The following is a 25,824-nucleotide window of genomic DNA, read 5'->3' as shown; positions in this document are numbered from 1 at the left end:
TCCCTGACCTGAACACCGAACAGAGGTTGCGCCATGACCGCCGACGCCACTCCCGAACAGGCCTGGTCCTTCGAGACCCGGCAGATCCACTCCGGGGCCCAGCCCGACCCCACCACCAACGCCCGGGCCACGCCCATCTACCAGACGACCTCCTACGTCTTCCGCGACACCCAGCACGGCGCCGACCTCTTCAGCCTCGCCGAACCGGGCAACATCTACACGCGGATCATGAACCCCACGCAGGACGTGCTGGAGCAGCGCATGACCGCGCTGGAGGGCGGTGTCGCGTCCGTCGCCTTCGCCTCGGGAGCGGCCGCCGTCACCGCCGCCGTGCTCAACCTGGTCGGCTCGGGCGGCCACGCCGTCGCGAGCCCCCTGCTCTACGGCGGCACCTACAACCTGTTCCGCTACACGCTGCCCAGGCTCGGCATCAAGGTCAGCTTCGTCGAGGACCAGAACGACCCCGAGGCCTGGCGCGCGGCCACCCGCCCCGAGACGGGGTTCTACTTCGCCGAGACCCTCGCCAACCCCGGCGGCAACGTCCTGGACGTACGTGCCGTCGCCGACACCGCGCACGCCGAGGGCGTGCCGCTCATCGTCGACAACACCGTGCCCACGCCCTATCTGCTGCGGCCCATCGAGCACGGTGCCGACATCGTCGTGCACTCGGCCACCAAGTACCTCGGCGGGCACGGCACCACCGTCGCCGGGGCGGTCGTGGACGCGGGCACCTTCGACTTCGGCGCTCACGGCGACCGGTTCCCCGACTTCGTCGAGCCCGATCCCAGCTACCACGGCCTCAAGTACTGGGAGGCCCTCGGCCCGGGCGCCTACGCGGCGAAGCTGCGCGTCCAGCTGCTGCGCGACACCGGCGCGGCCATCGCCCCGCTCAACAGCTTCCTCATCCTCCAGGGCATCGAGACCCTGTCACTGCGCATGGAGCGCCACGTCGCCAACGCCCAGGCCCTCGCCGAGTGGTTGGAGTCGCGTGACGAGGTCGAGAAGGTCTACTACGCGGGCCTGCCCTCCAGCCCCTCCAACGAGCTGGCGCGCCGGTACCTGCCCCGGGGCGCGGGCGCCGTCGTCTCCTTCGACCTGCACGGCGGCGTCGACTCCGGACGGGCCTTCGTGGACGGCACCGAGCTGTTCAGCCAGCTGGTCAACATCGGCGACGTGCGCAGCCTCATCGTCCATCCCGCCAGCACCACGCACGGCCAGCTCTCCCCCGAGGAGCAGGCCGTCTCCGGGGTCACCCCGGGGCTGATCCGCCTCGCGGTCGGCCTGGAGCACGTGGACGACCTCAAGGCCGACCTGGAACTGGGGTTCCAGGCCGCGAAGGCGCAGCAGTGACCGAGGCTCCCAGCCGTGGCGCCCCCCGGGGGGGGGGGGGCACCGGCGACCCCGTGGGCGAACGGCTCTGGGTCGGGTGGGACGCGCCCCTGGAGCTGGAGTCGGGGCAGCGCCTGCCCGGCGCGCGCATCGCCTACCAGACCTGGGGCACGCCCAACGCGCACGGCACCAACGCGGTCCTCGTGCTGCACGCGCTCACCGGTGACGCCCACGTCACCGGCCCGGCGGGCCCCGGCCATCCCAGCCCCGGCTGGTGGGAGGGGCTGGTCGGGCCGGGACTGGCCCTGGACACCGACCGGTTCTTCGTGGTGGCCCCCAACGTGCTGGGCGGTTGCCAGGGCAGTACCGGCCCCTCCACACCCGCGCCGGACGGGAGGGCGTGGGGCAGCCGGTTCCCGAGCATCACCATCCGCGACACCGCGCGCGCCGAGGAGGCGCTCGCGGACGCCCTGGGGATCGACTCCTGGGCGGCGGTGATCGGCGGTTCCATGGGCGGCATGCGCGCCCTGGAGTGGGCGGCGACCTTCCCCGAACGCGTCCGCCGGCTCCTGCTCCTGGCCTGCCCGGCGGCCACCACCGCCTGGCAGATCGCCTGGGCCGCGCCCCAGCTGCACGCCATCCGCGCCGACCCGGACTGGTGCGGCGGCGACTACCACGACACCGGCCGGTCCCCGGGTGCCGGACTGGGTGTGGCGCGGCGGATCGCGCACGTCACCTACCGGGGCGCGGACGAGTTCGACGACCGGTTCGGCCGCCGTCCCCAGGAGGGGGAGGACCCCGGGTCGGGCGGCCGTTTCGCGGTGGAGTCCTACCTCGACCACCACGCGCGGAAGCTGTCCCGCCGCTTCGACGCGGCCAGCTACGTACTGCTGACCGAGGCGATGAACGGCCACGACGTGGGGCGGGGGCGGGGCGGTGCGGCTGAGGCCCTGCGCCGGATGCCCGAGCGGACCATCGTGGCGGGGGTGAGCAGCGACCACCTCTACCCGCTGGGGCAGCAGGACGAGATCGCCCGCCGCCTGCCCGTGCCCGGGCGTGCCCGGGTGATCACCTCACCGCACGGCCACGACGGGTTCCTCGTCGAGGTCGAACAGGTCTCCGCCCTGGTCCGCGAACTCCTGGCCGACCAGGACTGACACGGACGCGGCGGGCCCTGCCTCCCCCGGCCCCCGGCCCTGACCCTCCCCTCCTGACGGATCCTGTCCGAGCGCGTCCGGGAGGGCGTCAGGAGGCCGTGGAGTGCTCGGGGTCGGAGGCCTCGGTGAGCAGGGACACGGGCTCCTCGCCCAGCCGGACCCGGTTGACGGGCAGCAGGTCCACGAGCTGCTGGGGACTGCGGGCGCTGGCGAGCACCGACACCACGGAGGGCCGGTCCGCCAGCCACGACAGCGCGACGGCCGCCTGGGGGATGCCGCTGCGCTCGGCGACGGCGTCCAGCGCCCGGAGCACCCGCTCACCGCGCGGATCGTCCAGGTAGGCGCGGGCCCTGCCCGCACGCGGGCTGTCGACCTCGGCGGCGCCCGGACGGTACTTGCCGGTGAGGAAGCCGCGGGCCAGGCCGAAGTAGGGCAGCAGGGCCAGACCGCGCTCCCGGGCCAGCGGCACCAGGTCGGACTCGATCCCGCGCTCCATCAGGTTGTACGGGGGCTGCACGCACACCGGGGCGTGCAGCCCCTCCCGCTCACAGACGTCCAGCCACTCGCGGATGCGGTCGGGGCCGTGGTTGGACAGGCCCACGTAGCGCACCCTGCCCTCGTCCACCAGCTCGGAGAAGGCCCGCGCGCTCTCGGCCAGCGGGGTCTCGGTGTCGTCGAAGTGCGCGTAGTACAGGTCGATGGTCCCCACGCCCAGCCGTTCCAGGGAGGCCTTCGCGGCCGCCTTGACGTTGGGTCCGGACAGGCCCGGGAAGTCGGGGTGCCGGCTGACCTTCGTGGCGATGACCAGGTCCGAGGGCCGCCCGCGGGAGGCCAGCCAGCGGCCGATGACCGTCTCGGACTCGCCGCCCCGGTGTCCCTCGACCCAGGCGGAGTAGGAGTCGGCCGTGTCGACGAAGTTGCCTCCCGCCGCCGTGTAGGCGTCCAGGATCTGGAAGGAGGCGCGCTCGTCCGCGGTCCAACCGAAGACGTTCCCGCCCAGGCACAGGGGGGACACGCGCAGGTCGGAGCGGCCGAGGCGGCGAAGCTGGACGTCGTTCATGATCACCGTGTCCTGTCGGGGTGCCGGATACGTGCGGTCGACAGGTTAGGCCAGCGGGCGGCGGGAAGGCCGTCGTCCTCCTCCCCGTCGGAGTGTCACACGCGGGTGTCAGGGGCGTTTCCTTTGGTACGGGGTTCCGGAAAAGGGGAATTTCCCTATGCGGCGCTTCAGGGATGAACCGGGTTTCGACTTGCTTCACCTCCGGCTTCGAGTCCATGGCATAACGCCGGGTCCGAAACGCCGTACACGCGAGGTCATCCACATGGCGTGCAGGAGAAGCGAAGCCGAATTTCCCCCGGCTGCTTCTCCGCGGAAAAGGCGGCGGTGCGGGCTTCGGTATGGGGGCGGACCGTTTCGTGGAAACCGTGGCGTGTGTCCGGGTGGACACGGACGGTTTCCGGGTGGATTCCCGGAGGGTTCCGGCGCGCGGGTCCGTCCGCACGTCCCGGTCGGTATCGGAATTCCCTGTCCGGGCGCGGTGGGACGACGAGCGCCCTGGCCCTCTCCGGGCGGGAAACGGTCCGGGGTGCGAGCGGGCGCGGTCGCGGGGAGTGGCCGCCGGACGACTCGCTGGCAGGGTCGCCGCGCAACGCGGGGCTACTTCAGGTAACACTTTCGGGAAAGCGGAAGAGGCCCTTGGAAACACATGAGAAACCTACTGTGTGTCGCCGTACTGTCGCCTTCTGTCCTTATGTCCTTATGTTCTTAGGGGTCTTCTAGGGGTTCCCGAGCTCGCTTTAGGGGTGGCCGTTCTGCCCTTTGTGTCTCTAATGTCGTCATAGATGGCAGCGAGGCCGTGGCAGTTTCCAGGGCATTGGCCCGGGTGAACAGCCACCTCGGCTTCCAGCAGAGTGGCGAGGGTCACATCGGGTTTATCCCAATGTTGAACTTTTAAGTCACCGTCGGGTGAAACCACTTCTATGGGAAGAGTCGAATGCGTATCAAAGCCCTGAGCGAGGTACTGCCGGGCACCCCCGTGACCAACCGCGACCTCGCCGAACGCTTCGGGCTGCACGAGCGGTGGCTCGAGCGGATCACCGGCAACCGCACCCGGTACCTGTGCGATCCGGACAGTCCGGACGGGGTACCCAAGCTCACGGGCGAACTGGCCACCGACGCCGGGAGACAGGCCATGGACTCCGCCGCCGTGGGGCCGGGCGACCTGGACTTCCTCATCCTCGCCACCGCCTCGCCCGACCACCTGATGCCGTCGACGGCCAACCTCGTCGCCGACCGGCTCGGTCTGAACGACCTGCCCGTCTTCCAGCTGATGTCCGGATGCGCCGGAGCCCTCCAGGGCCTCTACACGGCCCGTGCCCTGCTGGCCTCGGGGGCCGAACGCGGCCTGGTGATCGGCGCCGACACCTGCCGCAGGCTGATGCCCTCCAGCGACGAGGCGGTCCGCGAACTCGGTCCCGCCGGGATGGTCAACTTCGCGATGTTCGGGGACGGCGCCGGAGCCGCCGTGGTCGAGGCCGGGGGCGGGGGCCCCGCGCTGACCACCGAGCACATGATCCTGCGCACCGTCGGCAAGGGCCGTGAACCGGCCCAACTGGTCCGCTGGTACGGCGCCGGGGGAGCCCCTGCGGTCCCCGGACCCAAGGGCGAACCGGTTCCCGAACCGATGGCCGAGGAGGACTACAAGGCCATCGAGGCCAACGTGCCCGGCCTGGCCGCCGAGGTCCTCACGGAACTGGCCGCGTCCGTCGGCTGGCCGGTCGCCGAGGTCGAGCACGTCCTCACCCCCCAGCTCAACGGTGTGATGACCGAGCGCATCCGCGAGCACATGGGGGTGCGACCCGAGCAGGCGGTCTCCTGCGTCGCCGACACCGGGAACAACGGCAACGCCCTGCCGTTCATCCAGCTCAACCGGGCTCTGCGCCGCATCGCCGACGCCCCCGACGGCCACGGCGGACGCGTGCTGCTCACCGCGATCGAGTCCTCCAAGTGGGTCGTCTCCGGGATGGCGCTGCGCTGGGACGGAGGAGAGGACCGTTGAGCACCACCGAGCGCCTCGGACCGATCACCGAGTTGCGCGCGCTCAAACGCGCCGGCCTGGGCACCGACCCCGGCCGGGTCCGCGCGCTGATCGCCGGACTGACCGATCCGCTCGACCTGGAGGCGGCCGGGCGCATCGTCGACGGCGCCAAACAGCGCGTCGCGCTCACCGAGTCCGGCACCTTCCGCGAGACACGGATCGCCTTCCTCGCCAGCTCCACGATCGATCCGCTGCCGCCCATGGCCGTCGCCGTACTGGCCCGTGAAGGCGTCGTCGCCACCACACGCACCGCGGGGTTCGACCAGTGGCGGCTGGAGATCCTCACCGGGGCGCCCGAGCTCGGCGAGCTGGCACCCCGCGTGGTCAGCTGCCTGCTCGACGACAGGGCCGTCCTGTCGGCCGTGGCCGACCCCCTCGACCTCGATCAGGTGGAGCAGCGCTGCGCCGGGTTCGCCGCCGAGCTGGGGGAGTGGGCGCACGCGTGCCGGAGCACCCTCGGGGGCACCGTCGTCCTCAACACCGTGCCCCTGTCCCCGCTGGCCCGCGCACGCCACGTCGACTACGCCGGCCGCGCGCGCCTGGCCTCGGCCTGGCACCGGATGAACGCCGACATCCTGGCCCTGGCCGCCGACCACACCTCGGTGGTGGTCGTGGACACGGCCGGGCTCGACACCCCGACCGTGGCGGCCGACGACCGCATGCGCCACATCGCGAGCCAGGCGTTCTCCCCCCACTTCCTGCTCGCCTACGCGGAGGAACTGGCCCGCGTGGCCCGCGCCGAGCTCGGGCTGGCCCGCAAGTGCCTGGTCCTGGACCTGGACGACACCCTGTGGGGAGGGGTGGTCGGAGACGACGGTGTCGGCGGAGTCCGCGTCGGCGGCGCCTATCCGGGGTCCGCCTTCAGCGAGCTGCAGCGGATGGCGCGCGACCTCGGCCGTCAGGGCGTCATACTCGCGGTCAGCTCCAAGAACGACCAGGCCGTCGCCGAGGAGGCCATCGCCACCCACCCCGAGATGGTGCTCTCCCGTGAGGACCTGGTCGCCGTCCACGCCAACTGGCGGCCCAAGCCGGACAACGTCGCCGAACTCGCCCGCGAACTCAACATCGGCGCCGACTCCATGGTGTTCGTCGACGACAACCCCGCCGAACGCGAGCTCATGCGCCACGCGCTGCCCGAGGTCACCGTCCCGGAGATGCCCGCGGACCCGAGCGGCTACGCCCTGTTCGTCGCCCGCACCGCCGGGACCGACCTGCTGAGGCTCACACAGGAGGACCGGGGCCGCTCCGGCATGTACCGCGCCCAGACCGGCCGCGAGCAGCTGCGGGTGGGATCGGACAACCTGGAGAGCTACCTGCACGCCTTGGACTCCAGGCTCTCCCTGGAGCCCTTCGGCGAGCTCAACTCCGCCCGGGTGGTCCAGCTGTTCGCCAAGACCAACCAGTTCAACCTCACCGGCCGCCGCTACGGCGCCGAGGAGATCGCGCGGATCACCGACCGGGGCGGCGGCTTCTACGCCGCGCGCCTGTCCGACCGGTTCGGCGACAACGGACTGATCGCCGCGCTGGCCCTCGTCCCCGGGGACGGCGGGGCCTGGGAGATCGGCAACATCGTCATGAGCTGCCGGGTCTTCTCCCGTGACGTGGAACACGCGATCGTCGGCGGCGTCCTGCGCGCCGCGCTCCGCCACGGCGCCTCCGCGGTCACCGCCTCCTTCGTCCGGACCGACCGCAACGCGAAGTTCGCGGACTTCTACCCGGAGGCGGGGTTCACCGAGGTGACCGCCGAGGCGGGAGCCGCGGACGGCGCCCGTACCTTCCACCACGATCTGGCGGAGCCCCCACCGCTTCCCGCCTGGATCACCATCACCCAAGGCGAGGAGATCATCGATGCGCTCTGAGGAGCTGCTCAAAGAGGTCGTGGCCGACCTCCTGGACGTTGACGAGGACGGCCTGGCCCCGGAGGTGCGCCTGGCCGACGTCGAGGGCTGGGACTCGGTCAACGCCCTGCGCGTGCTCGTCTACCTGGAACGCGAGCTGGGCGCCGAACTCGACTACGACGCGTTCGAACGCGCCCGGACCCTCGGTGAGATGGCGGCGGTCCTGGACCCCCACGTGTCCGCCCGGGACGGGGCCGACCTGTGAGCACACCCCTGCGGGGCATCCCCGCCCAGCGCCGCCAGACCTACGCGTTCCTGCGCGACGCCCGCAACACCTGCCACGTCCACCTCCTGGCCGACGTCGACGTCACCGCGCTGCGCCGGGACCGCGAGGCCGCGACCGAGCGCACCAGCTACGTCAGCTACGTCGTCAAGGCCGCCGCCGACGCGATCGCGGCCAACGGCGACGCCCGCACGGTCCTGCGCGACGGCCTGCGCCCCCGGCTGGCCACGGTCGAGGACGTGCACGCCAAGGTCCTGTTCGACAAGACCGTCGACGGCCAGCGCTGTGTGCTCTCCGGATCCGTCGAGTCCGCGCAGGGACTCGGCGTCACCGACATCCAGAGGGTCATCGACGACCACAAGAAGGACGACGCCACGCCGGATGGCCCCTTCGCCCAGGTGCGCAGACTGCAGCGCCTGCCCCTGCCGCTGGTGCGCTTGCTCTACAAGGCCGTCCTGCGCGACCCCCGGCGCAGGGCCCGGCTCCAGGGCACCTTCTCGGTGACGTCGGTGGGCCACGAACCGGTGCGCGCCATCCTGCCGATGATCGGCGGGACCTGGGGTTTCGGGATCGGCACCATCACCGACACCCCTGTCGTACGCGACGGGGAGGTCGTCGTCCGACCGGTGCTCACCCTCAGCCTCACCTTCGACCACCGGGTCGTTGACGGTGCCCTCGCGGCGGAGCTGCTGGGCGAGGTCAAACACGGACTGGAGAACTGGAAATGACGACGCGCGAGACCGGCGACACGGTGCACACCGACGTCCTCGTCGTGGGCGCGGGCCCCGGCGGAGGGCTCCTCGCGCACCTTCTGGCCCGAGCCGGTGTGGACGTGGTCCTGGCCGAGAAGCAGTCCACGCTGGAACGCAGTTTCCGCGGCGAGACCATCGCCGCCCGCTCGGTGCTGACCCTGCGCGAGCTCGGCTTCGAGTCGGCCCTGCGCGAGCACGGGTTCGTCGAGATGACGGGCATCGGGCAGTGGGAGAAGGGCCGCCGGGTGATGCACATCGACTACCGGCGCTTCCCGATCGGGGCCGTGCCCATCGACATTCCCCAGCCCGCCCTCATCGGCGCGTTCCTGGACGGGTCGGCCGGGTACCCGAACTTCACGTACATGCCCCAGTCCAACCTGACCAGCCTGGTGGAGGAGGACGGCGAGGTACGCGGCGGTGTGCTGCGCCGCGGTGACGAGCGCGTGGAGGTGCGCGCCCGGCTCGTCGTCGGCGCGGACGGCCGCTTCTCCAAGACCCGCAAGCTCTCCGGCCTGGCCGTCGACGTCCAGCCGATGGAACGCGACTTCCTGTGGTTCAAGCTGCCGCGTCCCGACGACTGGGGGCACGACGGCAACCTCCTCGCCTCCGGGGACAGGCACCTGGTGATCCTGCCGGCCTTCCCCGACCTGCTGCGCGTGGGCTACAACCTGCCCAAGCGCGGTCTCGCCGACGTGCGCGCCCAGGGCCTGGAGGCCTTCAAGGCGGGGATCGGGGAGGTCGCCCCGCAGCTCACCGACCTGGTCGGGGAGCACATCACCTCATGGAAGGACACGTCCTTCCTGGAGATCTTCACGACCGACATGGAGACCTGGAGCCGCGACGGCCTGCTGCTCGTCGGCGACGCCGCCCACACCTGCACCCCCATCCTCGGCCAGGGCGTCAACCTCGCCATCCAGGACGCGGTGTACTTCTGCCCGGTGATCGCACGCGCGCTGAGGGAGAAGGAGGGCGCGCTCCCCGCGGGCGTCTTCGACGAGGTCACCGCCGAACGGCGCAGGCACAAGACGATGGTCACCCGGTTCCAGCGCTTCCAGGAGGCGGCCCTGGCCCACTCCTCGGCCGCGGGAACCGCCATGCGCCGGACCCGGATGCGGGTCATCAACCGGCTGCCGTTCAAGTACCGCCTGCTCGACCGCGTTCTGAACGCCCCCCACGACATGGACACCGAGGACCTGCATGCGCGCGCTTGACGAGGCGAAGGAGTTCGTCCGGCTCCACGCCCGGCACATGGGACTCAGCGCCGCCGAGATCGAGCGGGTGCTCGACCGGATCCACGACCTGGACGGCGTCGGAGAGGGCGGGTGGGTCACCGAGTGGTCCCGCCTGGCCGCCGAGTGCCACGAGAGCGGCAACACCCCCGATGCCGCGAACCTGTACGTCCTGGCGCGCTTCCCCTGCGCCGACACCCCGGCCAAGGCCTCCGCGGCACGTAGCGCCGCCTCGGCCACCGTCGGCTGGATGGCCGAGACCGGTGCGGGGGAGAAGCGGTTCGCCCGGGTCGGCGAGGCCAAGGTGTCCTTCCTCTTCTCACGCCCTCCCAAGACCGACGCGCCCCTCGTGGTGATGATGGGCGGCATCGTCGCGCTCAAGGAGCAGTGGAGCGGCTTCCTGGGGCTGAGCCGCAGACTGGGCTGCGCCATCGCCATCGCCGACTTCCCCGGCGTGGGAGAGAACGAGGTGCCCTACTCCAGGGCCGCGGCGGACGTCTACACCGCCATCATGGACGCCGTCGCCGACGACTGCGACGCGGCCAACACCCTGGCCGTGGCGCCCAGCTTCGGCGGCCACCTGGCCATGCTGTGCTCGGCGCGGGACGAACGCCTCCGGCGCCTGGTCACCGTCGGCGCGCCCCTGCGGGCCTTCTTCACCGACCCCGACGCGCACGCGGGCATGCCCCGGATCACCCGCGCCGCGCTGGGCCGCGCGGCTCGCGTCAGCCACGACGAACTGGCCGCACGGCTGGACGAACTGGCCCTCGCCCCCGACGAGATCGCCGCGCTGCGCATACCGGTCACCTACGTGGCCAGCACCCGCGACGAGATCATCCCCTGCCACGACTGGCGAGACGCCTCGGTACTCAACACCGGTCTGAGCGTCTACGCCTTCGACGACGTGCACGGCGCGCCCCACCACCTTCGGCAGACGCGCCTGCTCACCCTCACCGCCCTGTGCCAGCACGCCGGACGACGGGGACTGTCCTCCCTCCTCGGCCTGCTGACCCGCCGCCTGATGCGTATCCGGCCGCTGTACAACGGCCCCGTCGCCACTGGAGGAACCCCTTGAGCCCAGCGGACCACGGCAAGGACACCCGCGATGTCGCCATCGTGGGCCTGGCGAGCCGCCTTCCCGGCGCACCCGACCCCGGCGCCCTCTGGAACATGCTGACCGAGGGCCGCCACGCCATCGGCCCGGTCCCGGCCGACCGCTGGGACGCCACCGCCCAGCTCGACCCGGAGAAGCACGTCCAGGCCGTCGGCGGCTTCCTCGACGACGTCGGCGACTTCGACCCCGTGTTCTTCGGGATCTCCCCGCGCGAAGCCGGGGACATCGACCCCCAGCAGCGCCTCGTCCTGGAGGCCGCCTGGCGTGCCCTGGAGGACGGCGGACAGCCCGCGAGCCGTCTGCGCGGCACCCGCTGCGGCGTGTACGTGGGGGCCTCCTGGCACGACTACGAGCTCCTGCGCAAGGAGCGCGGCGTCCCGGCCACCCAGCACAGCGCGGTGGGCAACGCCCCGGACGTCATCGCCGCACGCGTGTCCTACTTCCTCGGCCTGACCGGCCCCAGCATGACCGTCGAGACCGGGTGCTCCTCGGCCATGGTCGCCCTGCACCTGGCGGCCCAGGCCATCCGGCACGGCGAGATCGACTCCGCCCTGGTCGGCGGCGTCAACCTCATCCTCGCCCCCGACGTGTCCGTCGGACTGACGCACTTCGGCGGGCTGTCGGACCGCGGCCTGTGCCAGGCGTTCTCCGCGGACGCCGACGGGTTCGTGCGCGGCGAGGGCGTGGTCGCCCTCCACCTGAAGCCCCTGGACGCCGCCCTGGCCGACGGCGACCGGGTCCACGCCGTCCTGGCGGGTACCGCGGTCAACAACGACGGCGGCGGCGACAGCCTGGCCTCGCCCAACCCGGCCGGGCAGGAGGACCTCCTGCGCACCACCTACGGCGGCCTGGGCCTGTCCCCGGACCGGCTCGCCTACGTCGAGGCCCACGGAACCGGGACCCCCAAGGGCGACCCCATCGAGGCCGAGGCCATCGGCCGCGTCCTGGGCACCACCCGCTCACCCGGGGCCGGTCCCCTGCGCATCGGGTCGGTCAAGACCAACATCGGCCACCTGGAGGCCGCCGCGGGCCTGGCCGGACTGGTCAAGGTCGTCCTCGCGCTGCGGCACCGCACCATCCCGGCCAGCCTGCACGCCGGGACGCTCAACCCCGCGATCGCCTTCGACGACCTCAACGTCTCCCCGGTGCGCACCCCGGTCGAGCTGCCCGGCGACGAGCCCCTGTACATGGCGGTCAACTCCTTCGGATGGGGCGGCACCAACGCCCACGCCGTCCTCGCCACCGCTCCCGAGACCGCCGGGCCGGGCGCCGTCGAACCGGTGCCCGCCCTGCTCACCGCGCTCAGCGCCCACTCCGAGGCCGCGCTGCGCCAGCGCGCGGGCGACCTGGCCGACGCCCTGGCCGCCGGGGAGCTGGACGTGCCCGGCGCGGCCGGGGCGCTGGCACGGCGCCGCGACCACCTGCCGGTGCGGGCCGCCCTGGTCGCCACCGACCCCGCCGAACTGGCCGAAGGGCTGCGCTCCCTCGCGGACGGCACCCACGACCCCGAGGAGTCCACCGACGTCCTCACCGGGCACCCCGGTCCCGTCGGACGCGTCGCGTTCGTCTTCCCGGGACAGGGCTCCCAGTGGGCCGAGATGGGAAGGGAGCTCTACGAGCACGCCCCCGTCTTCCGCGAGACCGTCGACCGCTGCGGGCGCGCCCTGTCCGCCCACGTCGACTGGGACCTCGCCGAGGTGGTCGCCGGAGAAGCCGGAACCTCCTGGACCGACCAGGTCGACGTGGTCCAGCCCGTGCTCTGGGCGACCTCGGTCGGGCTGGCCGAGCTGTGGCGCGCGGCCGGAGTGGAACCCGACGTCGTGGTCGGCCACAGCCAGGGCGAGGTCGCCGCGGCCACCGTCAGCGGCGCCCTGTCCTACGAGGACGCCGCCCGTGTGGTGGCGCGCCGCAGCACCGCGGTCCGCGCCATCGCCGGCAAGGGACTCATGATGGCCGTCGAGCTCGACAGGGACGGTGCCCGGCGCTCCTTGGAGGGCTTCGAGGAGTTCGTGTCCCTGGCGGTCAACAACGGACCGACCTCGTGTGTGCTCTCCGGCGAGTCCGACTCCGTCCTGGTGCTCAAGGAGCTGCTGGAGGCCGACGGGGTGGACTGTCGCCTGGTCAAGGTGGACTACGCCTCGCACAGCCCCCAGGTGGACGAGGTCTCCGACGGCCTGGTCCGGGACCTGGCGGACGTGGCGCCCCGCGAGGGGGACGTGCCGATGATGTCCACGGTCGAGGCGCGCGTGCTCACCGGCGCCGAGCTCGACGCCGACTACTGGGTGGCCAACCTGCGCCGCCCGGTGCGCTTCGCCGAGTCGGTCGGCGCCCTGCTCGACGAAGGGGTCACCCACGTCGTGGAGGTCAGTGCCCACCCGATCCTGGCCATGGCCCTGGAGGGGCTGGCCGGTGAACACGGCACCGACGTCAGCGTGCTGACCACACTGCGCCGGGACCGCGGCACCACCACCGACCTGGCCCGCGCGTTCGCCCGCGCCTACACCAGCGGGCTGGAGCCCGTGGCGCACGTGCCCGCCGACGCGCGCACCGAACTGCCGCCCTATCCGTGGCAGCGCACCCGCTACTGGGTGCCCGAGGCCCGCAGGCGCACCGGAGGCGGCACCGAACTCACCCTGTCCCCGCTCACCGTCGAGCAGGACGCCTGGCAGGGCGAGATCACCCTCGACGTGCGCGACCAGCCCTGGCTCGACGACCACCGCGTCCACGACTCCGTCGTCCTCCCCGGCACGGGCATGCTCTCGTTCGCCCTCGCCACCGCCCGTGCGCGTGGCGGCGCACCGCCCCGCGACCTGGTCGACGTGCGCTTCCTGAGCGACCTCACCCTGGCCGAGGACACCGCCCGCCTGGCCGTGCTGTGGCGCGACGACGTCGCGGAGGGGGGCAGCTTCACCCTGATGTCCCTTCCCGAGGGCGCCGGCGGCTGGACCACCCACGCCACGGCGCGCGTTCACCACGCCCCGGCCGGGGACGAGCGGGCCGAGGCCTTCCCCGAGGCCCTGCGCACCGCGCGGGCCGGTGACGTCGAGGCCTTCTACGACGCCTGTGCCGCGCGCGGACTCAACTACGGACCGACCTTCCGCGTCGTCACCGAACTGCGCCACGACGGCACCGAGGCCCTGGGGAGGATCGCCCTCGACGGGCGCGGCCGGGTCGGAGCGCGTCCCCACGGGCTGCACCCGGCCCTGTGGGACGGGGCCCTGCAGGTCACCCTCGCCCTGTGCGGTGACGACGCCACGGTCGTACCGACCGGGGTCGACCGGGTGACCCTCCACCACGACCTCGCCGAACCGGTGCTCGCCGGGTGGAGCCACGCCGTGCGGCGCGACACCCACCTGTTCGACCTCACCCTGTTCGACGACGCCGAGCGCCCCCTGGTGACCATGAGGGGGCTGCGCCTGAGCCCGCTCCAGGGAACCGAGGAACGCGGGTCCGAGGCCGAACGCCTGCACCGCATGACCTACGTCGACCGCCCCGCCCTCGGCCCCGCCTCCGCGACCACGTCCGCCTGGGCGGTCGTGGGCGACCCCGCCGACGGCACCGGCGACCTCGCCCGCGCGCTGGAGGCGGCCGGGGCCGCCGTCCACCGGGGACGCACCATGGCCGAGGTCTCCGGGACCCCGGTGGACGCGGTCGTCCACGTCGCCCCGAGCGCCGCGCGCGGCCTCGACGCCCAGCGTGCCGGGCTCACCGAGCTGACCGGGACCGTCCGCGCCTGCGCCGGGCGCGGCGTCCCTCCCCGCCTGACCGTGCTGACCCACGCCGCGCAGGCCGCCGACCCCACCGAGGTTCCCGACCCGGGCGCCGCCCTGTACTGGGGCTTCGCCCGTGTGCTGCGCCGCGAGCACGGTGAGCTGTCCCCGCGGGTGGTCGACGTCTCCGGAACCGACCGCGTCGCGGACGCGGTCGCCGAGCTCCTCTCCGACGACGGTGAGGACCAGGTCCTGGTGCGCTCCGACCGGCGCCTCGTCGGCCGCCTGGTCGGCGGCCCCGACGAGAGCGGACCGGTCCCCGTCGCCTGGGCGACGCCGCGCCGGTCCCACCGCCTCACCTCCGACCGCCCGGGACTGTGGGAGCGGCTCGTCTACCGGCCGCTCACCGCCGACCGCCCCGGCCCCGGTGAGGTACAGGTGCGGGTCAGCGCGTCGGCGCTGAACTTCATCGATGTCATGAAGGCCCTGGGCACCTACCCCGACCCCAGCGGCGGCGACCTGTTCGGCGGCGAGTGCGCCGGGCACGTCACGGCCGTCGGTGAGGGCGTCACCGGCTTCGGGCCCGGACAGCGGGTCGCGGCCTGCGTCTTCGGCGCCATCGCCTCCCACGTCACCCTGCGCGCGGACCACGTGCGGGCCCTCCCCGACCACCTCGGTGAGGCCGAGGCCGCCACCCTGCCGTTGGCGGCCATGACCGCCTGGTACGGACTGCGCGACCTGGCCCGCTTGGAGGAGGGCGAGACCGTGCTGGTCCACTCGGCGGCGGGCGGCCTCGGCCAGGCCGCCGTGCAGGTGGCGCGCTCGGCCGGCGCGCACGTCATCGCCACCGCGGGCAGCGAGGACAAGCGGCGGATGCTCCGTGAGTCCGGGATCGAGCACGTCTTCGACTCCCGCGACCTGTCCTGGGCGGACGGAGTGCGCGGTGCCACCGGCGGGCACGGCGTGGACGTCGTGCTCAACTCGCTCTCCGGTGCCGCCATCGGCCTGGGCATGAAGGTCCTGGCCGAGGACGGCAGGTTCGTCGAGGTCGGCAAGAAGGACATCTACCAGGGCCGCTCCCTGGACCTGTCGGAGTTCCGCAAGGGCGTGTCCTTCGCCGCCGTCGACCTGGCCGGGCTCATGTCCCGGCGCCCCGAGCGCTTCGCACGGCTCTTCGACCGCGTCTGGGCCGCGGTGCGCGAGGGGACGCTCACCCCGCTCCCGTACACCACCCGTCCCTTCGCGGAGGCCGCCGACGCGCTGCGCGACATGGCGCGCGGCGTCCACGTCGGCAAGATCGTGCTCACCGACCCCGACACCGTCACCTCCATCGCCCCCGAGGCGATGCCGGGCGGAAGCCTGCGCGCCGACGGCCGCTACCTCGTCACCGGCGGCCTGGGCGCGCTGGGCCTGTCCCTGGCCGAGCACATGGCCGACAGGGGAGCGGGCGCACTCGTCCTCGTCGGCCGGTCGGGGCCCACCGCCGAGGCCCGGGCGCGCATCGAGGCACTGCGTGAGCGCGGAACCGGGGTCACCACCGCCTCCGCCGACGTCACGGACGCCGTCTCGGTGGAGAAGTTCCTGGCCGAACTGCGCGAGGACGGAACGCCGCTGTGCGGCGTCGTGCACGCGGCCGGAGTGCTCGACGACGCCACCATCGACACACTGACCCCCGAGGCGATCGAACGTGTCATCGGCCCCAAGGTCGACGGCGCCCGGCACCTGGACGCCCTGACCGTCGACGACCCGCTCGACTTCTTCCTGCTGTTCTCGTCGGCCGCGGCCCTGGTCGGCAACGTCGGACAGGCCGCCTACGCGGCGGCCAACGCCTACCTGGACTCCCTGGCCGTGGCCCGCCGCCACCGGGGCCTGCCCGCGTTGAGCGTGCAGTGGGGCCCGTTCACGGACGTGGGCCTGGCAGCCGCCGACGCCAACCGCGGCGACCGGCTCGCCGACCGCGGCATGGGCGGGTTCACCGCCGCCGAGGCGTGGCGGGCCCTGGAGGGCCTGCTCGCCGCCGACACCCCCGTCACGGGGTACGTGCCCCTGAACCTGCGCCGCTGGTTCGACGCCTATCCCGAGACCGCCGCCCAGCCCAGTTGGGAACTGCTCAAGGACCGTGCCACCAGCGGCGGCACGGAGGGCGACGAGTTCCGCGTCCGTGTGCTGGCGGCCGACCCCGACCAGCGGCCCGGCCTAGTCGAGGCCAAGGTGCGGGAGCTGGCCGGACGCGTCCTGCGCATGGAGTCCGACGCCATCGACCGGCGCGTCCCCTTCAAGGAGCTCGGACTGGACTCCCTGATGAGCCTGGAGCTGCGCAACCGGCTGGAGGTCGCCTTCGGCCTCAAGCTCTCGCCGACCCTGCTGTGGACCTACGGCAGTACCGAGGCCCTGGCCGCCGTACTGGACGAGCGCCTCACCACCTCCGCCTGAACCTTTGACCTCGAGGACGAACGCGATGACCGAACCGAGCGGACGGCCGGGCGGCCCCACCCCCCTGAGCCGTGCGATGGACACGATCCGACAGCTCAAAGCCCAACTCGCCCAGGAGCGGGACGACCAGCCCGTGGCCGTCGTCGGCGCGGGGATGCGCCTGCCCGGCGGCGTCCGCGACCTGGACGGACTCTGGGACCTGGTGAGCACCGGCCGGGACGCCGTGGGCCCCGTGCCCGCGTCCCGCAGGGCCCCCTTCGCCGACGGGTGGGACTCCACCGTCGACCGGGCCGGGTTCCTGGACGGGGTCCTGGACTTCGACGCGGCCTTCTTCGGGATCAGCCCCCGGGAGTCCCGGGCGATGGACCCCCAGCACAGGCTGCTGCTGGAGGTCGCCTGGGAGGCGCTGGAGAACGCCGCGCTGCCGCCCGACCGCCTGGCAGGCGTACGCACCGGTGTCTACATGGGCATCACCGGCAGCCAGGAGGACTACCGCGACTGGAGCGGGGACGACACCGACGCCTACTGGTCCACCGGCAGCGGCCACTGCTTCGCCGCGGGGCGCGTCTCCTACGCGTTGGGCCTGACCGGGCCGGCGATCGCCGTGGACACCGCGTGCTCCTCCTCCCTGGTCGCGATGCACCAGGCCGCGCAGGCGCTGCGCACCGGTGAGTGCGACGTCGCCCTGGCGGGCGGCGTCAGCGTCATCATGTCGCCGCGCTCGACCCGCACCATCCAGCGGACCGGTTCCCTGGCCCCCGACGGCCGGTGCAAGGCCTTCGACGCCCGCGCCAACGGCTTCGGCCGCGGTGAGGGCTGCGGTGTGGTGGTGCTCAAGCGCCTGGACCGCGCGGTCGCCGACGGCGACCGCGTCATATCCGTGCTGCGCGGCTCCGCCGTCAACCAGGACGGCCGCTCCACCGGCTTCACCGCGCCCAACGTCCTCGCCCAGGTCGACGTCATCCGCCAGGCCCTGGCCAACGCGGGCCTGACCCCCGCCGACATCGGTCTGGTCGAGACGCACGGCACCGGCACCTCCCTGGGCGACCCCATCGAGATGGAGGCGATCGCCGAGGCCCTGGGCCGCTCCAACGGCGGTGCGCCGCTGCGGGTCGGCGCGCTCAAGAACAACATCGGCCACCTGGAGGCGGCCGCGGGCGTGGCCGGTGTGCTCAAGGCCATCGCCTGCCTGCACCGGGGCATGGTCGCCCCGCTGGCCAACTTCACCACCCTCAACCCCCGCGTCGACGTGGAGGGCACCGGCATCGTCCTGCCCACCGAGACCCTGCCCTGGGACGACGGCGGCACCGGTGCGTACGCCGGGATCAGCTCCTTCGGCATGTCGGGCACCAACGCCCACGTCATCGTCGGCCCGGCCGAACCGGACACGGAACGGCCCGGGGCCCCCGAGCACGTTCCCGGGTTCGAACTGGCCGCGGCCACACCCGAGGCCCTGCGCGACATGGCCGCCGCCCTGGCCGCCGAGGTGCCCGAGGACCAGGCCGGGTACGCCGCCTTCGCCTACACCCTGACCGAGGGCCGGTTCCGCCACCGCCTCCGCGCCCGTGTGCGCGCCACCGCCCCGGCCCAGGCCGAGGCCGCCCTGCGGGCTGTCTCCGAGGGGCGGGACTCGGAACTGGTGGAGATCGTCGACGACCCCGGCGACACCGCCGCCCCCGGCCTCACCGGCCTGCCCCGCGACGTGGCCGACCTGCCCGCCTACCCCTGGAACCGCGAACGGCACGCGCCCGGGACCGAGGCCGCGTCCGTGGCGGAGCCCGAGCCGTCGGGGGAGGGGACGGCCGTACCCGTACCCGCGCACAGCTTGCGCTGGCGGGAGGCCGGCCCCGGAGACGGAGCCGACCACACCGGTCGCACGCTCGTCCTCGCGGGAGACGACACCGACACCCTGAGCGAGATCCTCACCGCCGCCCACGAACGCGGCCTCACGGGCCGGGTCCTCGGCCCGGCCGGGAGCGACCGGCTTCCCCCGGGCTGGAGCGAGGGCCCCCTGCCCGGGACCGGGCCGGTCACCCTGCTCCTCGCCCACACGGCCCGGCCCCTGCCCGAGGCCCCCGACGCAGACCGCGACATCGCCGAGGAGGGCGCGCTGCTGTGCGCCGCCGTCACGGAGGAGGTCCGCGCCCTGGCCGCGCGCGGCGTTCCCGGCGACCGCGCCCACGTCGTCACCCGGGCCAGCCGCCGCGTCACCGGGACCGAGACCGTCGTCGCCGGCCCCCACGGCCTGCTCAACGGGCTCGCGGCCTCCCTCGGCCTCGAACTGGGCGAGGTGTGGGGCGGAACCGTCGACCTGCCCGCCGCCTCCTCACCCGACGACGCCCGGGCCCTGCTGGGCCTGGTCCTGGACGTTCGCGGCGAGGACACGGCGGCCGTCCGCGGCGGTGTCGCCCTCGTGCCCCGGCTGGTGGCCGCGCCCGAGGAGTACACCCCGCGACTGCCGGTCCGCCCCGACGCCACCTACCTGGTCACCGGCGGCCTCGGCGGGGTCGGCCGCGCCGTCACCGAGGACCTCGTCCAACGCGGCGCCCGCCACCTGCTGCTCCTGGGCCGCCGACCGGGCGACGGACTCGGCACCGACGCCGTCGGCCTCCTGGACAGGCTCGGCCGCGAGGGCGTCGAGGCCTCCTACCTCGCCGCCGACTGCGACGACCCGTCGGTCATCGCACGCGCCGGGGAGGTCCTGCGCTTCATGCCCGCCCTGGGAGGCATCGTGCACTGCGCGGGCAGCCTGCCCCGGCGCCCGCTCGAACGGATCGGAGCCGAGGACTTCGCCGAGGCCCTGCGGGGCAAGTACTCCGGCGCCTGGTGGCTGTCCCTGCTCAGCCGCGACCACGACCCGGACTTCTTCCTCCTGACCTCCTCGGCCTCCGCCCAGTGGGGCAGCGACGGATACGCCGCCTACGCCGCCGCCAACGCCGGAATCGACGCACTCGCCGCCCACCGGGCCGCCGCCGGGCTGCCCGCCGTGAGCCTGGCCTTCGGGCTCTGGGGACTGGACGGCATGGCCGACGGAGAGGCCCGCGCCGCCCTGGCCGCGACCGGGCTCAGCGACATCGCCCCCGCCCGGGGCGTCGCCTCCCTGACCGCCCGGGGACCCGGCGGAGACCCCCACCTGCTGGTCTGCCCAGTGGAGTGGGACCGCTTCACCCGGGTCATGGCCGCCCGGCGCGAACGCCCCCTGTTCGACGAGGTCGCGCCCGAGCGCGGCCGTGGGGGCGGGGGCCCCGCGGAGGCCGCCTCCCGCATCATGGCCGTCCCCGAGCGCGCCCGCGTCGACGAGGCCCGCCGCTATACCGCGACCGTCCTGGCCGACGTCCTCGGCCACGCCGACGCCGGGGCGCTGCGCACCGACACCGGGTTCTACGACCTGGGGATGGACTCGGTGATGGCGGTCGACCTCGTCCAGAGGCTGTCCTCCGAGCTCGGCGTGACCGTGGAGATCTCCGAGGTGTTCGACCACCCCACGATCGAGCGGTTCGCCGCCCATCTGTACGGTCGGATCCGCGGAGACGGCTCCGAACCCGAGGCACCGCGGGTACCGGTTCCGCGCGCCGCCGCGCGCGCCGGGGACGGGCGGGAGACGGCGGCGCCGACCACCACGGGGACCGGCGAGCCCGTCGCCATCGTGGGCATGGCCGGCCGGTTCCCGGGCGCCGACGACACCGGACAGCTGTGGGACCTGCTCAGCCACGGCCGCGACGCGACCGCCCCCGTCCCCGCCCACCGGTGGGCGGGCGCCGAGTTCGACCCGGGCGGCCTCACCACCGACCGGGGCGGCTTCCTCTCCGACATCGCCGGGTTCGACGCCCCGTTCTTCGGCGTCCCCGCCCGCGAGGCCCAGAGCATGGACCCGCAGCACCGGATGCTGCTCCAGTCGGCGTGGCACGCCCTGGAGGACTCGGGCACCTCTCCGTCCGTGCTGGGCGGTACCCGCACCGGCGTCATCGTGGGGCTGTCCAACTCCGACTACGCCCGCGTCCTGGAACGCGGCGGCCCCGACGGGGTGGACGCCTACTTCGGCACCGGCACCGCGCTCAACGCCGCCGCCGGGCGCATCTCCTACCTGCTCGGCCTCAACGGCCCCGCGTTCGCCGTCGACACCGCCTGCTCCTCCTCCCTGGTCGCCCTGCACCTGGCCGTCAGGTCGCTGCGCACCGGCGAGTCCGACCGGATGATCGTCGGCGGCGCCAACGTCATCACCGATCCGACCTGCACCGCCGCCACCAGCCGCGCCCACATGCTCGCCCCCGACGGCCGGTGCAAGACCTTCTCCGCCGACGCCGACGGGTTCGGCCGCGCGGAGGGCTGCGGCGCCGTGGTCCTCAAACGGCTCTCCGACGCCCGGCGGGACGGAGACCGGATCCTGGCCGTGCTGCGCGGCAGCGCCGTCAACCAGGACGGCGCCTCCACCGGACTGACCGCACCCAGCGGAAGGGCCCAGGAGGCCGTGATCGGCGCGGCGCTGGCCGACGCCGGGGTCAGCGGAGCCGACGTCGACTACCTGGAGGCGCACGGAACCGGGACCTCGCTGGGCGACCCCATCGAGGTCGAGGCCGCGTGGAACGTCCTGGGACGCGACCGGGACGCCGAACGCCCGCTGCTGCTCGGCTCCGTCAAGAGCAACATCGGCCACGCCGAGTCCGCCTCCGGTATGGCGGCCCTGTTCAAGACCGTCCTGGCGCTGCGCGAGGGCACGATCCCGAGCAGCCTGCACTGCGCCGAACCCAATCCGCACGTGCCCTGGGACCGGATGAACGCGCGCGTGGTCACCGAGCCGACCGACTGGCGCGCGGGCTCCCGGCCACGCCTGGCGGGGGTGTCCGGGTTCGGGTTCAGCGGTACCAACGCCCACCTGATCGTGGAGGAGGCGCCGCCGGCCCCGTCGGCGGACCCGGGCGGTGCCACCCGGGTGGTGCTGCCCCTGTCGGCACACGACACCGACGGGCTCGACCGACTCACCGGCGCCTGGCGGGAACGCCTGGCCACCGCCACCGACGACGAGGTGCCCGCCCTGTCCGCCGTCGCCGGAGCCGGACGCGCCCACCTGCCGGTGCGCCGCGCCGTCCTCGGTACCGGTGCCGCCGGGCTGCGCGAGGCCCTGGACCGGCCCCACGAGGGCCGTGCCGCCGACCGGGCGCCCCGCGTGGCGTTCCTGTTCTCCGGACAGGGCAGCCAGTACTTCGGCATGGGCCGCGAACTGTACGGGACCGAACCGGTGTTCGCCGACGTCGTCGACCGCTGCGACGAGGCCCTGGACGGCTCCCTCGGCGCCTCGCTCACCGACCTGGTGTTCGGCTCCGCCGACCCCGGCCTCATCAACCAGACCCGCGTCACCCAGCCCGCACTCGTCGCGCTGGAACTGGCCCTGGCCGCGCTCTGGGAGTCCTGGGGCGTCCAGGCGGTCGCGGTCATGGGGCACAGCGTCGGCGAGGTCGCCGCCGCCGTGCACGCCGGGGTGCTCGGACTGGAGGACGGGATGCGCCTCATCCGCGACCGCGCCGAGCTCATGCAGGCGACCGAGCCCGGCGCCATGCTCTCGGTCACGCTCCCCGTCACCCGCGTCCGGGAACTGGTCGAGGGCACCGGCCTGGACGTGGCCGCGGTCAACGGTCCGGAGTCGGTCGTGGTCGCGGGAGCCCCCGACAGGGTGGAGGCCTTCGCCGAGCGGGTCAGGCGGACGGGCGCCAAGGCCCGCGCGCTCACCGTCTCGCACGCCTTCCACTCCCGCCTCATGGAGCCGATGCTCGACGACTTCACCGAGGTCCTGGCCCCGATGGACTTCGCCAGGCCCCAGATCCCCATCATCGCCAACGTCACCGGCGGCCTGGCCGGACCCGGCCAGTACACCGCCGAGTACTGGCGGCGGCACGTACGCCAGCCGGTCCTGTTCCACGAGGGCGTGCGCGCCCTCGCCTCCCAGGACGTGGACGCCTACCTGGAGATCGGCCCCGGGCGTACGCTCCTCGGCCTGGTGCGGGCGGCGGGCACGGCCGGGGACCACCCAGCCCTGGTGGCGTCGATGCGCCGAGGCGCCGGCGAGCGCGACGTACTGCTCGGCGCAGCCGCCGAACTCTACGAGCTCGGCCAGGACCTCGACTGGAACACCCTCCAGCCCGCCGCCCGCACCCGTGCGGAGGGCGCCCCGCTCTACCCCTTCGACACCACCCCGTACTGGGCCGCCGTCGAACGGACGCCGGCACGTTCCTTCGGGAACACGTCCGAGGGGGTACGGCACTGGGGCGAGGAGGTGCGCTCGCCGGCCCTCACCGGTCGGGCCTTCGCCTTCCACCGGTCCGCGGACTTTCCCCGCTACCTCACCGACCACCGCCTCTACGGGACGGTCGTGACACCGGCGGCCTCCCACCTGGCCACCACGCTGTCCGCCCTGGCCGGGGACGGCAAACCCCTGGGCCTGACCGACCTGCTGTGCCCGCGCGCCCTGGTCATCGACGACCACGAGCGCTACGACGTCCAGCTCGTGGTCGGTGAGGGCGAGCGTCCCGCGCTCAGCGTCCAGAGCCTGGTCGGCAGCCGGGGGACCGCCTGGCAGGAGCACGTGTCCGCGCGGATCGCCACCGACGAGGACGCGCCCGCGCCCGAGCGCCCGGACATCGCGGCCTTCGTCTCCGAGGCGGAGCGCCACATCGACGGAGAGGGCTTCTACACCTACTTCCGCGACCTCGGCTACACCCTCGGCCCCTCGTTCAGGTGGATCGACGGAGTCTGGATCCGTGGCGAGGAGGCCCTCGTGCGCTACCGCGGCCCCGAGCTGCCCGACGACCCCGCCGACTACGAGCTCTACCCGGGCCTGATCGACTCCTGCTTCCAGAGCATCGCCGGATTCATGGTCGACACCCGCGCCGACGAGGCGCCCTCACTGGCGATCCCCTTCGCCGCGGACCGGCTGTCCTTCCCCTCCCGGGCCCGCCCCGGCGCCGAGCTGTGGGGCCACGTGCGGGTACGCGAAGCCGCCGAGCTGCCCAACGGACGGCTCCGGGTCGAGGTCGCCGACCTGCACATGTTCACCGACGGCGGTGACACCCTCATGGCCGCCGACCGCTTCCGCGTCCGCCACGCGCCTCGGGAGGTCCTCCAGCGCGGCCTGCGCGGCGACCACCTGCACACCGTCGAGTGGCGGGCCGACACGGCCGGGGCGGTCCCCGCGCCGGGCACCACCGCGACGGTCCTGCACGGGACCGGGGCCGGGGCGGGGAGTGGTCTGGAGGGTGCCCTGGCCGAGGCCGGGATCACCGTCACCGCGGACGGGGACGGCCTGGACGGCGAACTGGTCGTCGACGCCCGGTTCACCCGCCTCTCCGACACCTCGGCCGAGGCGTGCCTGGCCGCCGTCCTCGATTTGGCCGCCACACTGCGCCAGGTCCCCTCGGGCACGGCCTACGTGGTCCTGGCCGACGGGGCCGACGACCAGGCGCCGGTGAGGGAGGCGCTGTGGGGCATGCTCAGCGCCCTGGAGGCCGAGGACGCCGGCCGACGCCTGCTCCGGGTCACCCTCGCCGACGGCGCCGGGCCCGCGGAGGCGGCGGCGGCCCTGGCCGCGCGCCTGGACGCGCCCACCGGCACCCGCCTGAGGGTCGCCCCCGACGGCGTCCGCGCCGCGCGGCTCGTCACCAAGGACGCCGCTCCCGAGGACGCCGTCGCCGGCGGCGGGAGCGCGCTGGTCACCGGAGGCCTGGGCGCACTGGGCCTGAGCGTGGCCCGCTGGCTGGCCGGGCGCGGTGTCGACGACATCACCCTCATGGCGCGCTCCGCGCCCGACGAGGCCGCCCGCGCGGTCATCGACCGGCTCACCGCTGACGGCACCACCGTCCGCGTGGTCGCGGGCGGTGTCACCGACCCCGGCGACTGCGCCCGCGCGGTGGCCGAGGCGACCACCGGCGGTCCCCTCCACCACGTGTTCCACCTGGCCGGGAGCACTCGGGACGGCGCCTTCCACCAGCTGGACGAGGACGCCTTCCGCGGGGTCTTCGCCGCCAAGGCCGAGGGCGCCGACCGGCTCGCCGAGGCGGTCGCCGGGCAGCCGCTGCGCTCCCTGGTCCTGTTCTCCTCGGTGTCCTCGGTCCTGGGAGCGGCGGGACAGGCCAACTACGCCGCCGCCAACGGCTACCTCAACGGCCTGGCGGTGGCACTGCGCGCACACGGCGTTCCCGCGACCGCGGTGGCCTGGGGGCCCTGGGAGCCCGCGGGAGGGGGCGGTCTGGCGGCCGACGACCAGGCGCGCGCCGCGGCCGAACGCGCCGGACTGCGACCGCTCACCGACCAGGACGCCTGGCCCGTCCTGGCGGCCGCCGTCCCGGGCGACACCGCCGCGGTGGTGGCCGTCGCCGCCGACTTCGCCCGCTACGCCGAACGCCTGGGCTCCCCGGCGGCCCACCTGGTCGCCGAACTCGTCGGGGCCGGGGACGGAGCCGCCAGCGGCTCCGAGGACGGGCCGGAACGCGGCTGGTTGCGCGCCCGCGTCGCCGGAACGGAGGGCGATGACCGCCTCGAACTCCTGCGCGACGCCGTCCGGGAGGCGGCCGGAAGCGTCATGGGCTCCTCCGGCAGCGTCGCGGACCAGGAGGGCTTCGCCGACCTGGGCATGGACTCGATCATGGTCATCGACCTGCGTGGACGCCTGTCCCACGCGCTCGACCTCGACCTGCCCTCCACCGTCGGCCTCGACCACCCCACCGTCGGAGCGATGGCCCGCCACCTCGACCGACAGCTGCCCAGCGCGGCCCCCGCGCCCGTACGGCCCGCTCCCGAGGCCGACGCACCAGCCGGGAACCTGTCCGAACTGAGCACAGAGGACCTCGTCGCGGCCGCCCGCGCCGAGTTGACGAGCGAAGAGTGAGGAAGA

General features: G+C 73.8%; 11 protein-coding genes. 10 read left to right on the top strand and 1 reads right to left on the bottom strand.

Translation table 11 applies throughout. From position 1 onward, the window contains the following. The first annotated feature begins 33 nt into the window (after nt 1-33). Both FYX01_RS22015 and metX read left to right on the top strand, forming a co-directional pair. Nucleotides 34-1,350 carry a bifunctional o-acetylhomoserine/o-acetylserine sulfhydrylase gene (locus tag FYX01_RS22015; RefSeq protein WP_150244166.1) on the top strand — a complete coding sequence of 439 codons (1,317 nt, stop codon included), beginning with the start codon at nt 34-36 and terminating at the stop codon, nt 1,348-1,350. Continuing rightward, a complete protein-coding gene (gene metX, locus FYX01_RS22010; RefSeq protein ID WP_150244413.1) occupies nt 1,347-2,486 on the top strand; it encodes a homoserine O-acetyltransferase MetX in 1,140 nt (379 codons plus the stop codon). Before FYX01_RS22015 ends, metX begins: the two co-directional genes overlap by 4 nt. An 88-nt stretch (nt 2,487-2,574) precedes the next feature. Here metX and FYX01_RS22005 read toward each other — a convergent pair whose 3' ends face one another. Next, nucleotides 2,575-3,546, bottom strand: coding sequence for an aldo/keto reductase (locus tag FYX01_RS22005; protein ID WP_150244411.1), 972 nt, complete (start codon nt 3,544-3,546; stop codon nt 2,575-2,577). A gap of 934 nt (nt 3,547-4,480) precedes the next feature. Here FYX01_RS22005 and FYX01_RS22000 point away from each other — a divergent pair. From FYX01_RS22000 to FYX01_RS21965, 8 genes are read left to right on the top strand one after another with little or no spacing between them, the layout of a single operon-like run. Further along, entirely contained in the window at nt 4,481-5,545 is a 1,065-nt protein-coding gene (locus FYX01_RS22000) for a 3-oxoacyl-ACP synthase III family protein (protein ID WP_150244409.1), read from the top strand. Then, nucleotides 5,542-7,443, top strand: coding sequence for an HAD-IIIC family phosphatase (locus FYX01_RS21995; protein ID WP_150244407.1), 1,902 nt, complete (start codon nt 5,542-5,544; stop codon nt 7,441-7,443). The genes FYX01_RS22000 and FYX01_RS21995 overlap by 4 nt, the downstream gene beginning before the upstream one ends. Further along, the gene (locus FYX01_RS21990) at nt 7,433-7,687 is read left to right on the top strand and encodes an acyl carrier protein (RefSeq protein ID WP_150244405.1); all 255 of its coding nucleotides are present in this window, start codon (nt 7,433-7,435) and stop codon (nt 7,685-7,687) included. Before FYX01_RS21995 ends, FYX01_RS21990 begins: the two co-directional genes overlap by 11 nt. Then, nucleotides 7,684-8,433, top strand: coding sequence for a 2-oxo acid dehydrogenase subunit E2 (locus FYX01_RS21985; RefSeq protein WP_150244403.1), 750 nt, complete (start codon nt 7,684-7,686; stop codon nt 8,431-8,433). Before FYX01_RS21990 ends, FYX01_RS21985 begins: the two co-directional genes overlap by 4 nt. Continuing rightward, nucleotides 8,430-9,668 carry an FAD-dependent monooxygenase gene (locus tag FYX01_RS21980; RefSeq protein ID WP_150244401.1) on the top strand — a complete coding sequence of 413 codons (1,239 nt, stop codon included), beginning with the start codon at nt 8,430-8,432 and terminating at the stop codon, nt 9,666-9,668. Before FYX01_RS21985 ends, FYX01_RS21980 begins: the two co-directional genes overlap by 4 nt. Continuing rightward, entirely contained in the window at nt 9,655-10,761 is a 1,107-nt protein-coding gene (locus FYX01_RS21975; protein ID WP_150244399.1) for an alpha/beta hydrolase family protein, read from the top strand. Before FYX01_RS21980 ends, FYX01_RS21975 begins: the two co-directional genes overlap by 14 nt. After that, nucleotides 10,758-16,943, top strand: coding sequence for a type I polyketide synthase (locus tag FYX01_RS21970; RefSeq protein ID WP_223830594.1), 6,186 nt, complete (start codon nt 10,758-10,760; stop codon nt 16,941-16,943). The genes FYX01_RS21975 and FYX01_RS21970 overlap by 4 nt, the downstream gene beginning before the upstream one ends. A gap of 25 nt (nt 16,944-16,968) precedes the next feature. Next, complete coding sequence (locus FYX01_RS21965; RefSeq protein WP_150244397.1) at nt 16,969-25,818, top strand: type I polyketide synthase; 8,850 nt, start codon at nt 16,969-16,971, stop codon at nt 25,816-25,818. The last annotated feature ends 6 nt before the right edge of the window (nt 25,819-25,824 follow it).

Origin of the sequence: Nocardiopsis quinghaiensis, from assembly GCF_008638365.1 — a bacterium.
Taxonomy (GTDB): Bacteria; Actinomycetota; Actinomycetes; order Streptosporangiales; family Streptosporangiaceae; genus Nocardiopsis; species Nocardiopsis quinghaiensis.
The sequence above is the reverse complement of the archived record's forward strand: the minus strand, read 5'-3'. Positions and strand labels throughout refer to the sequence as shown.

Coding starts and splice junctions, on each gene's coding strand:
- FYX01_RS22015 (WP_150244166.1), top strand. CDS start 34: ATGACCGCCGACGCCACTCCCGAACAGGCCTGGTCCTTCGAGACCCGG.
- FYX01_RS22000 (WP_150244409.1), top strand. CDS start 4,481: ATGCGTATCAAAGCCCTGAGCGAGGTACTGCCGGGCACCCCCGTGACC.
- FYX01_RS21975 (WP_150244399.1), top strand. CDS start 9,655: ATGCGCGCGCTTGACGAGGCGAAGGAGTTCGTCCGGCTCCACGCCCGG.
- FYX01_RS21990 (WP_150244405.1), top strand. CDS start 7,433: ATGCGCTCTGAGGAGCTGCTCAAAGAGGTCGTGGCCGACCTCCTGGAC.
- FYX01_RS22005 (WP_150244411.1), bottom strand. CDS start 3,546: ATGAACGACGTCCAGCTTCGCCGCCTCGGCCGCTCCGACCTGCGCGTG.
- FYX01_RS21980 (WP_150244401.1), top strand. CDS start 8,430: ATGACGACGCGCGAGACCGGCGACACGGTGCACACCGACGTCCTCGTC.
- FYX01_RS21965 (WP_150244397.1), top strand. CDS start 16,969: ATGACCGAACCGAGCGGACGGCCGGGCGGCCCCACCCCCCTGAGCCGT.